This is a genomic window from Bacillus sp. AFS002410, assembly GCF_002556365.1.
Lineage (GTDB): Bacteria > Bacillota > Bacilli > Bacillales > Bacillaceae_G > Gottfriedia.
In genome coordinates, this window is sequence record NZ_NUEU01000030.1 from 39,641 (window position 1) to 49,992 (window position 10,352).

The 10,352-nt window shown below is 34.7% G+C and carries 6 protein-coding genes and 5 tRNA genes; all 11 read right to left on the reverse strand.

The features are described 5' to 3' along the window. Nucleotide 1: 1 nt before the first annotated feature. A complete protein-coding gene (locus tag CN692_RS17355) occupies nucleotides 2-1,291 on the reverse strand; it encodes a spore germination protein (protein WP_179874470.1) in 1,290 nt (429 codons plus the stop codon). Nucleotides 1,292-1,976: 685 nt separating this feature from the next. Continuing rightward, nucleotides 1,977-3,779 carry a glutamine--fructose-6-phosphate transaminase (isomerizing) gene (glmS, locus tag CN692_RS17360; RefSeq protein ID WP_098120418.1) on the reverse strand — a complete coding sequence of 601 codons (1,803 nt, stop codon included), beginning with the start codon at nucleotides 3,777-3,779 and terminating at the stop codon, nucleotides 1,977-1,979. 531 nt (nucleotides 3,780-4,310) lie between these two features. Continuing rightward, entirely contained in the window at nucleotides 4,311-5,654 is a 1,344-nt protein-coding gene (gene glmM, locus CN692_RS17365; RefSeq protein WP_098120419.1) for a phosphoglucosamine mutase, read from the reverse strand. Between the two features lie 13 nt (nucleotides 5,655-5,667). Beyond that, the gene (locus CN692_RS17370) at nucleotides 5,668-6,963 is read right to left on the reverse strand and encodes a CdaR family protein (protein WP_098120420.1); all 1,296 of its coding nucleotides are present in this window, start codon (nucleotides 6,961-6,963) and stop codon (nucleotides 5,668-5,670) included. Further along, nucleotides 6,956-7,774 (reverse strand): diadenylate cyclase CdaA, encoded by an 819-nt coding sequence (gene cdaA / locus CN692_RS17375; protein ID WP_098120421.1) that lies wholly within the window; start codon nucleotides 7,772-7,774, stop codon nucleotides 6,956-6,958. The genes CN692_RS17370 and cdaA overlap by 8 nt, the downstream gene beginning before the upstream one ends. Before the next feature lie 997 nt (nucleotides 7,775-8,771). Then, complete coding sequence (rocF, locus tag CN692_RS17380; protein ID WP_098120422.1) at nucleotides 8,772-9,671, reverse strand: arginase; 900 nt, start codon at nucleotides 9,669-9,671, stop codon at nucleotides 8,772-8,774. Between the two features lie 231 nt (nucleotides 9,672-9,902). Continuing rightward, nucleotides 9,903-9,978 (reverse strand) — tRNA-Ala (locus tag CN692_RS17385). Between the two features lie 18 nt (nucleotides 9,979-9,996). Next, nucleotides 9,997-10,068, reverse strand: a tRNA-Gly gene (locus CN692_RS17390). A gap of 16 nt (nucleotides 10,069-10,084) precedes the next feature. Then, nucleotides 10,085-10,157, reverse strand: a tRNA-Lys gene (locus CN692_RS17395). 24 nt (nucleotides 10,158-10,181) lie between these two features. Continuing rightward, nucleotides 10,182-10,256, reverse strand: a tRNA-Gln gene (locus tag CN692_RS17400). A gap of 8 nt (nucleotides 10,257-10,264) precedes the next feature. After that, a tRNA-Tyr gene (locus CN692_RS17405) sits at nucleotides 10,265-10,349 on the reverse strand. Nucleotides 10,350-10,352: the final 3 nt, after the last annotated feature.

The following is a 10,352-nucleotide window of genomic DNA, read 5'->3' on the forward strand; positions in this document are numbered from 1 at the left end:
GCTAATTATTATTAAAAAGTGTCAAATATGGCTTTCCTAAACTTCTCAAATTGCATAAATAACAAAGAATAGCTAATGTCCCGACTAATACGCCAAGCATTCCAAACAGTGATGCAAATATAATAATCGGATAGCGAATAACCCGAATTGCTTGATGCATTGCATTTATTGGGATACTAAATAACGAGATTGCAACTAACGAGACAACGATGATCATAATGTCTGCTACTAATCCCGCCTGTGAAGCAGTTTGACCTAATATTAATCCCCCTACTGTTGTAGCTGTAGAACTAATTGATTTAGGTAGTCTTAAGCTTGCCTCGATTAAAAACTCTGCCATCAGCATTAGAAAAAGAATTTCAATATAAGAAGGAAACGGAACTGACATCCTGCTTCCAGCAACAAGTAAAGCGAATTGGACCTGCAACACTTCCGGGGAATAAGAAATAACTGCAACGTAGATGGCAGGTAAAAACACAGTGATCATCAAGGCGATATATCGTATTGAAACCATAAACTTTGAAACGATCGTTAGTTCGACTGTATCATCCATCGATTTAAAAAAGTCGGAAAATGTTGCAGGACCAATTAACGCCCAAGGCGTTCCTTCAACGAGTACAATTATTTTTCCAGTTGAGATACTATTTACAACTCGATCGGGCCGCTCAGTCGTTAAAAAAAGTGGAAATAAGCTCAACTTGTTATTGATTAACAGTTTCTGAAGCTGACCACAAGATTGTAAAACATCAATTTTCAAAGCATTAATTTTTGCCAAGAGGTTATGGTAGACATTTATATCAACTAAGTTTTTATCATATAAAACTAGTACCTTCGTCTTTGATAAGCTACCTACAATATGATCTTCCACCTTCAATGTACTCTTTCTATATCGATTACGAATCAAATTCAAAGAGATATCAATGCTCTCATTTAATCCGTCTTTTGGCCCCTGCAATACATTTTCTTCAGTTGAAACTCCTACAGAACTTGCACTAAACTCACTAATTGAAACAGAATAGTTCTTTTCATCTAAATTAACAATAATATTTCCGCCTAAAATCTTTTCAATCATCTCTGTCTCTTCGGAAATAATCTCCCAACCATTTAATGTAGCAAGGTAATCTTTATATAAAGTAAATGACTCATATTCATAAAAAGGTGTGATTAGAAGTTCAGTAATTTTATTTTCATCACAAACTGAAATTAAATAATAAAAAGTGACTGTTTTATTATATTTTTTCAAACTACGTTTTTGAAAATCACTATTACTACGGATTGATTTAAACTTCATCTTCTTCACCTCTTTACTAATTTGTACGAATATCATGTGGATATTCGTAAATTTATGGTAATAAGTGAAACTATGTATAGAAGTCTAATTTTTAGGTCTCATAATTCGGTTCGGTATTGGCTATGTGAATCTTAAAAATGTTGAATTCATTTTAAAAACAAAAAAAAGAGACTGCTGTAATATAGATATACAGCGTAGCCTCTTTTGCTTTACAGTTCAACTTGATCTGGTTTTCTGATTACAACGCGCTCATCAACTTCACTAACATAAAAATCATCTTTTGTTGGAATAAAGTTTTCATCACTAATCTTTATCATAACCTGACAACTCCTTTGTTTAAAATCGATCCATAGTTTTAGGATGGAATGATTAATGCGAATTCATTCTTATTTTTCCAAATTCAGAAGTATTTCATCAATTTGATTAGAAAAGTGGAAAATAGTATCGTTTGTTAGATCATGTACTTCAAACAAAAAGGACCAGTAGCTACAGCCACTAGTCCTAGAATTGATTTATTTATTTAATTGGTTTTCTAACAACAACACGCTCATCAACTTCACTAACATGAAAATCGTCTTTTGTAGGAATGATATTTTCATCGTTAAATTTGACCATCATTTTACACTCCCTGTTCAGTTTTTATTTTCAAATCTGTTGTTCATTTGCAGTAAAATCACTAATTTGATTATTCAACTGTAACTGATTTTGCTAGGTTACGTGGTTTATCAACATCACAACCACGATGTAATGCAGCAAAGTAAGAAATTAATTGTAATGGTACTACTGAAAGGATTGGTGATAATTCTTCTTGTACTTTTGGTAGAATGAAGCGGTCACCTTCCATATTTAAACCTTCCATTGAAATGATACAAGGGTTAGCTCCACGAGCGACAACCTCTTTTACATTACCACGAATGTTTAAGTTTACTGATTCCTGTGTAGCTAGTGCGAAGATTGGAGTACCTTCTTCGATTAAAGCGATTGTTCCGTGTTTTAATTCTCCACCAGCAAATCCTTCTGCTTGGATGTAAGAAATTTCTTTTAATTTTAATGCGCCTTCTAAACATACGAAGTAATCTACGTTACGACCGATGAAGAATGCATTACGAGTTGTAGCTAAATATTCTGAAGCAATTTTTTCAAACTCTTCTTTTTGGTTTGTAATTGATTCCATTGCATTTGCTACAATTCCAAGTTCTTTAACTAAGTTAAAGTTAACTGTTTTTCCTTTTTCTTTTGCAAGAGCATTTGCAACAATAGAAAGTACTGCTAATTGAGCAGTATATGCTTTAGTCGATGCAACAGCGATTTCAGGACCCGCGTGTAAAGCTAAAGTATAATCAGCTTCACGTGATAATGTTGATCCTGGAACGTTTGTAATTGTAATTGCTTTGTGGCCTAATTTATTTGTTTGTACTAGACATGCTCTACTATCAGCTGTTTCGCCACTTTGTGAAATATAAATGAATAATGGTTTTTCTGATAGTAATGGCATATTGTAAGAGAATTCACTTGCAACATGAACTTCTACAGGAATACCTGCTAATTTTTCAATAAATTGTTTTCCAACAAGACCAGCATGATAACTAGTTCCACAAGCTACGATATATAATCGATCAGCTGCTGCCAAAGCCGCATTAATTTCTGAGTCAATTACAAGCTCGCCACTTTCATTTTGGTACTTTTGGATAATATTGCGGATTACTAAAGGCTGCTCATCTGTTTCTTTTAACATGAAATGAGGGTAAGTTCCTTTTTCGATATCGCTTGCGTCAATTTCCGCAGTATATGGAGCACGTTCTATCATATTTCCGTTAAGATCCATTAATTGAACTTTGTCTTTAGTAACTAAAATAACTTCTTTATCCATCAATTCAATAAATTGATCAGTAATTTGTAACATTGCCATCGCATCAGATGCAATAACATTAAACTCTTCACCAACACCAACAAGTAATGGGCTTTTGTTTTTTGCTACATAAATTACATCATCATTTTGTTTATCTAATAACGCAATTGCATATGAACCTTTAAGAAGCTTAAGTGTTTCTCTAAATGCATCAAGCACTGTTAAACCTTTTTTAATATATAGCTCAACTAACTGAACAATTACTTCAGTATCTGTATCACTTGTAAATTCAATTTCATTTAAATAATCGTTTTTTAATTGTACATCGTTCTCGATAACGCCGTTATGAACTAGTGTAAAACGTTCAGTAGAGCTTTGATGAGGATGCGCATTACGTTTACTTGGAGCACCATGTGTTGCCCATCTTGTATGACCAATACCAACATTTCCGTCCGCTTTAGTAGGGATTGATTTGCGTAATACAGCAATTCTACCTTTTTCTTTATAAACTTCTACACCATTGTCAGTTAAAAGAGAAATCCCAGCAGAATCGTAACCACGATACTCTAATTTCTCTAAACCTTTTAATAAAATTTCTTTCGCATTATCATTTCCAATATATCCAACGATTCCACACATAATTAACTATTGCTTAGTAAGTCCTAAAACAAGACATACAAAAAGTATAGGAATGGAACGCTGTTTTCCTAACCGTTTAATTATTAAATTTTCTATTCCCTCGTCATGTTTAATAATGGTAGAGGACTTACAAGCAATATCCACCTACCTTTCATATTCCGCTCATAAAGCGAGTTCATTTGTATTTGTTAAACGGTGTATCAGATTATTTACGTTTGTGCACACAGTCACCTATGTGTTTTACATAAATAATTTCGGTTGTGATACATCAACCGGGAGTCATCCGCCGAAAATTCGATAAAACTCCACCTCGTCAACTACACTTTCTCGTCCTGTGTAGTTCTGGCGCTTTTTTTAACCTTTATTGTTTCAATACTCCTTCCTTGTTAGGAAAACAATAAAACAACTATACTATACGCTATTTAAAATGGTCAACAAAAATATTGGAAGAAAATGATAGAACAGTTGTTTATATAATAAAAATATGCATAGACTTACACAAAAGTGCTCATCTATGCATAAATTTATTTTTTATTCTCCAACTTCTTCTTTTACAACTGCAACAATGCGTTCTACGTACTGTTTGCACTCTGCTTCAGAAGGCGCTTCAGCCATTACACGAATTAGTGGTTCTGTACCAGAAGGACGAACTAAAATACGACCGTTGCCGTTCATCTCTTCTTCTACTTCAGCAATGATCCCTTTGATACGCTCATTATTTAGCGCTTCGTTTTTATCTGTTACACGTACATTAATTAATAATTGTGGATATTTTTTCATTTCTCCAGCTAATTGAGATAGAGTTTTTCCTGTTTCTTTAACAATACTTACGAGTTGAATTGCACTTAACATACCATCACCAGTCGTAATATGATCTAAAAAGATGATATGTCCTGATTGCTCACCACCAAGATTGAAGCCATTTTTTCTCATCTCTTCCATCACGTAGCGATCACCAACACCTGTTACAGCACTTTTCATTCCATTTGTTTCTACTGCTTTGTAGAAACCTAAGTTACTCATAACTGTTGAAACAATTGTATTTTGTTTTAAACGACCTTTCTCGTTTAAATATTTTGCACAAATATACATGATTTGGTCACCATCAACGATTTCACCTTTTTCGTCAATTGCAATTAGACGATCACCATCTCCGTCAAATGATAAACCGATGTCAGCTCCTTTTTCTTTTACAAGTGCTGCTAACGCCTCTGGATGTGTTGAACCCACACCGTCATTTATATTAAAGCCACTCGGATTTGTTCCCATCGTAACGATATCCGCTTCTAAATCTGCAAATAAATACGGAGCTAATGAAGAAGTAGCACCATGTGCACAATCAAGAGCAACTAATAGACCTGAGAAATCCTCATCAATTGTATTTTTAAGGAATTGTAGGTATTTTTGACCACCTTCAAAATAATCACTAACTTGGCATAAATCATTACCTGTTGGTCTTGGTAGCTTATCTACTTCTGCATCCATTAATTCTTCAATTTCTTCTTCTTGCTCATCCAATAATTTAAATCCGTCTGGACCAAAAAACTTAATACCATTGTCTGCAACAGGATTATGCGAAGCTGAAATCATAACTCCAGCTTGTGCTCCTAGCGCTTTTGTTAAATAAGCAACACCTGGTGTAGAAATAACGCCTAGTCTCATTACTTCAGCACCAATTGATAATAAACCTGCAACTAGTGCACCTTCAAGCATGTGTCCAGATACACGCGTATCACGCCCAACAATAATTTTAGGTTTGACATTATTTTTTGTTAAAACATAACCGCCGCAGCGTCCAATTTTATATGCTAATTCAGGAGTTAACTCTTTATTCGCAACTCCTCGTACACCATCAGTACCAAAATATTTACCCATTTTAACTCTCCTTCTAATTCGATGACTGTCCTACATCGCCTTCGTCTGAATTCTCGTCAGGTTCAGTTTGTGCCGATTTTTTATCAGCAATTTCAGTCGATATTTTATCAAACTCTAAGCTATACATAACACCTTTCGGACCAGTAATAGAAAGCGCAACATCTCTAGTTCCTGGATCTAGTCCATTAACTTTTGCTGTGATTTGTAAATCGCTTGCTTTTATTGCGTCCAGATCATCTTTAAATCCCTTTGCTGTAACTATTAATTTTCCTGTAGAAGGTTTAATAAACTTATATGTAAGTTGATCGTCCTCGCCTACTAGATTAATCGGGATATTACTAAAGCTCTTTTCTATTTCTTCATCAAAACTAACGTCAATGTTAATAGTGCCTGGGTCTACTCTAAATGCACCATCTGGAGTAGGTATATTTACTTCGTATGTGCCACTTTGATTAATTGATGATAGGTCTACTGGTACCTCAATAGGACCCTTAAACTTGTCCAACCAGTCCTTAGAGGCATAAATTTTTATTTCATTAACTTTACTCGTAAGACTGCTTAATTTTAACCCTTCCATAAGTGTACCTGTTTGAACTAATGTGATTGGATAATTAGCACTTTCGGAAACAATTGGGACAGTTACTTCAACTTTTTTCGGTTGCGTATAAACTGAAAGCAGTGTACCTCTTTTATTATATAATTTAACAGGTAAGACCTGACTAAACGTTTGATTGGCATCAGTAACATCTACATAAACTCTCGCATATGCCACCTGTGAAACTTCATTTGACGAACCAATAATTGTGACTGAACCTGGTTTTACAAGTGCATTCTCTGCTTTATAGCCATGTTTAATATTTTTTTCATTTAGATAAACAACGTTAACTGAAACGGCTTTTTCAATCTTTTCATTAATCGTTACCCTAACTGTTCTAGGTTTAATGGTTGCTTTAATTTTATCTGAAATATTTCTAATTTTTAAAGGCACGTCATATGTACCTAAAGCATAAGAAGTTAAATCCAAATACACTTCGAAATCTTTCTTCATTTCTGCAGTTTTAACAATACTATTAGGCCCATCTAATTGCACTGAAACGTTCTTCGGAATTCCAGTAACGATTAGATTGCGCTGATCGTAAATTGGCGTAACAGGAACATCCCGCACTAATTCCTTGTTATTTACAAACGGTATGTCACCTAATCCAGATGAACTTGATTGTGGAACTAAATTGACAGACATAAATAGTAATAACGTTACTAATAATGCGATTCCTCTTAATATCCAACGATTATCCATAAAATTATCCATTACGTTTTACCTTCCAATTCCATTTAGATGTATTGGACTCTTCTGGCGACTTTAGTTCCAAATTTAATAAGTTTACAAGTTCGTCTTTTGACAACTCTCTGTATAGATTTCCATTCTTAGCTACTGATACTGCACCTGTTTCTTCTGAAACCACAATCGTAATACTATCAGTAACTTCACTGATCCCAACTGCAGCACGATGCCTTGTTCCCAATTCCTTTGAAATAAATGCACTCTCAGATAAAGGTAAGTAACATGCAGCTGCTGTAATTTTTTCACCTTGAATAATCACCGCTCCGTCATGAAGAGGTGTATTTGGTATGAAAATATTGATCAGTAATTCAGAAGATAAATTTGCATTCATTCGAATACCCGATTCTATATAGTCACCCATGCCGGTTTGTCTCTCAAATGAAATAAGTGCACCTATTCTTCGTTTTGCCATGTATTCAGTGGCCTTAGCAATATTCTCAACAATATCATTTCGATCATTAATGCCATTACCAGCAGCCCTTGAGAAGAAACGACCACGTCCAAGTTGCTCTAACGCTCTTCTTAGCTCTGGCTGGAAAATAATAATAACCGCTAAGAATCCCCAGGTTAATGCTTGATCCATTAAGAACTGTAAAGTATGTAACCCAAATAAACTACTTAACACTTTCACCACGATAATAATCGTGACACCTTTTAATAATTGGACAGCCTTTGTCCCCTGAATGATGATAATTAATCTATAAATAACAAACCAAACTATTAGTATATCTAATCCATTTTGTAAATATTGTAAAAAATTTATATGTAAAGAAGGCACCTTTTACCCTCCCAATTCTATAGAATAAAACTGTATCTTGAGTATTATACCATATTTTTGTATTACACAAAATTTGTGAGTTATTTAATAATTTAACATTCCTTTTACTACTATTTAAGCAATATTAAATACAATTACAAAATCCATATCTGTTGACCTACTTACTTAATAGAAGAAACACTCTCATTTCACTTATATTTTTTTGATTATTACCCTTTTATACAGGAAGTTTTACCTGACTTTTTTCTAGTGAAATTGATACAAAGATAAGCTAGCTGAGTTTAGCTTTTTTTATTGCGTTGAAAATGAGTTTGTCAGGTGTTCGACATGGTCAGGGTGGTTTTAGTGGATTTGTATTATTGCTTGTTATGCGTATGTAATTTTCATATTTTTACTTATGATCTTACTCGTGAGGCCTTTATGAGTAAGTTATTTTCATCTATTCTCTTTTTTTTAACTCATGAATCCTTTATGAGTTTCATTTGTTCATTTTTATACTCTTTTCCTTACTCAAGGTCCCTTTACGAGTATGTTCTTACCACCTATGTACTTTTTTATTGCTCATCCCCTTCTTGAGTATGTAATTTTCATATTCACGGTATTTTACGTTTACGATCGCGTGACCTTTCATAAGTATCTTCAATTTATATCTCGTAATGACAAGGTTAAACGGCAGTATGGTGTTGTTTTCCACTACAGTGTGCTCTCTTTTTATGGAGCTGACCTAAGCCTACTTTAGCGCGTCTACGGGGTCTTTATCAGCCTCGCTATTACCCATTACCTTTCTTCCATCAGACACTTTTAAAAAAAGTTTAATACCCTATACATAGAGCAGAATATCATTTAATTACTCCGTAAGTTTACCAATCCCGATCTTATAAGCTATTAACTGGAGCCTAGCCTTCTAACAATATTAACTATCCACTTAACTTTATATTTCAATACAAAAAAGCTAGCAAATGCTAGCTTTTTTGTAGAGTATATTCCTAATTGTACGTTACAGTAGTTTTTCACCAAGTAATGAGCCTATTAATGCAACAGCTACGATTGCTGTTCTATTTTTTTCGTCTAATATTGGGTTAACTTCTACAAATTCAATAGAAGTAATAATATCAGCTTCTGATAGCATTTCCATTGCTAAATGACCTTCTCTATAAGTGATTCCCCCAGGTACAGGTGTACCAACTCCTGGAACATGAATCGGATCTAGTCCATCAAGGTCTAATGATAAGTGTACACCATCGCAATTTTTTAAATGGTCAATGCTTTCTTCCATTACTTTCGTCATTCCTAATTTATCAATTTCATGCATTGTGTAAACTTTAATACCCAATTCTTTGATAATTGCTCTTTCACCTTCATCAAGATCACGTGCACCAATGATTATTACATTCTCTGGTTTTACTTTAGGGAAGTATCCACCTATTTTCGTTAATAAATCATGTCCATGACCTAAAGAAACAGCCAATGACATTCCATGAATATTTCCAGAAGGTGAAGTTTCCGCTGTATTTAAGTCTCCGTGTGCATCAAACCAAATTAGACCAAGATTATTATAATGTTTTGATACACCAGCTAATGTACCGATTGCAATACTGTGATCTCCACCAAGAACTAATGGCATTCTATTTCTTCGAATTACATCATCTACTTCAGCAGCAAGCTTTTCGCATGTTTCTTTTACAGATTTTAAGTTCTTTAAATTGTGTTCTGAATTATCTTCTTTAACTGGTGTACGTTCTACTAAAATGTCTCCTAAGTCTTCAACATGATAAGACATTCTTTCAACGCGTTCGTGTAATTGTGCGTATCTAATTGCACTTGGCCCCATATCTACTCCGCGTCTTGTTTGTCCTAAATCTAATGGTACCCCAATAATTGAAATATCTTTTAACATTTTAATTTCCCCCATCGTCTGAATTCCTATTTAGAAAACGCTTACTTAGCTTAGAAAAAAATAATTTTTGACTAATAAAGTTTCTAATTATATTAATAGTTTAAATCTTTTGAAACAAATGGGTCAACTCGACATTTTTTTGTATACATATGCATTTTCATCAAGTATAGTATATGAATTTAAGCAACAAAAAACCTTAGTCATTTGACTAAGGTTAAACTTTATGTATATTGGTGGAGCCTAGCGGGATCGAACCGCTGACCTCCTGCGTGCAAGGCAGGCGCTCTCCCAGCTGAGCTAAGGCCCCATTATATTGTAGGAAATAAGCGGAAGACGGGGCTCGAACCCGCGACCCCAACCTTGGCAAGGTTGTATTCTACCACTGAACTACTTCCGCACATAAAAAAAAAGAGTGAGCCATGAAGGATTCGAACCTTCGACCCTCTGATTAAAAGTCAGATGCTCTACCAACTGAGCTAATGGCTCGTAATAAATTACGATTAAAAAAAATGGCTGGGCTACCTGGATTCGAACCAGGGCATGACGGAATCAAAATCCGTTGCCTTACCGCTTGGCTATAGCCCAACAATAAATGGTGGAGGGGGACGGATTCGAACCGCCGAACCCACAGGGAGCGGATTTACAGTCCGCCGCGTTTAGCCACTTCGCTACCCCTCCGGT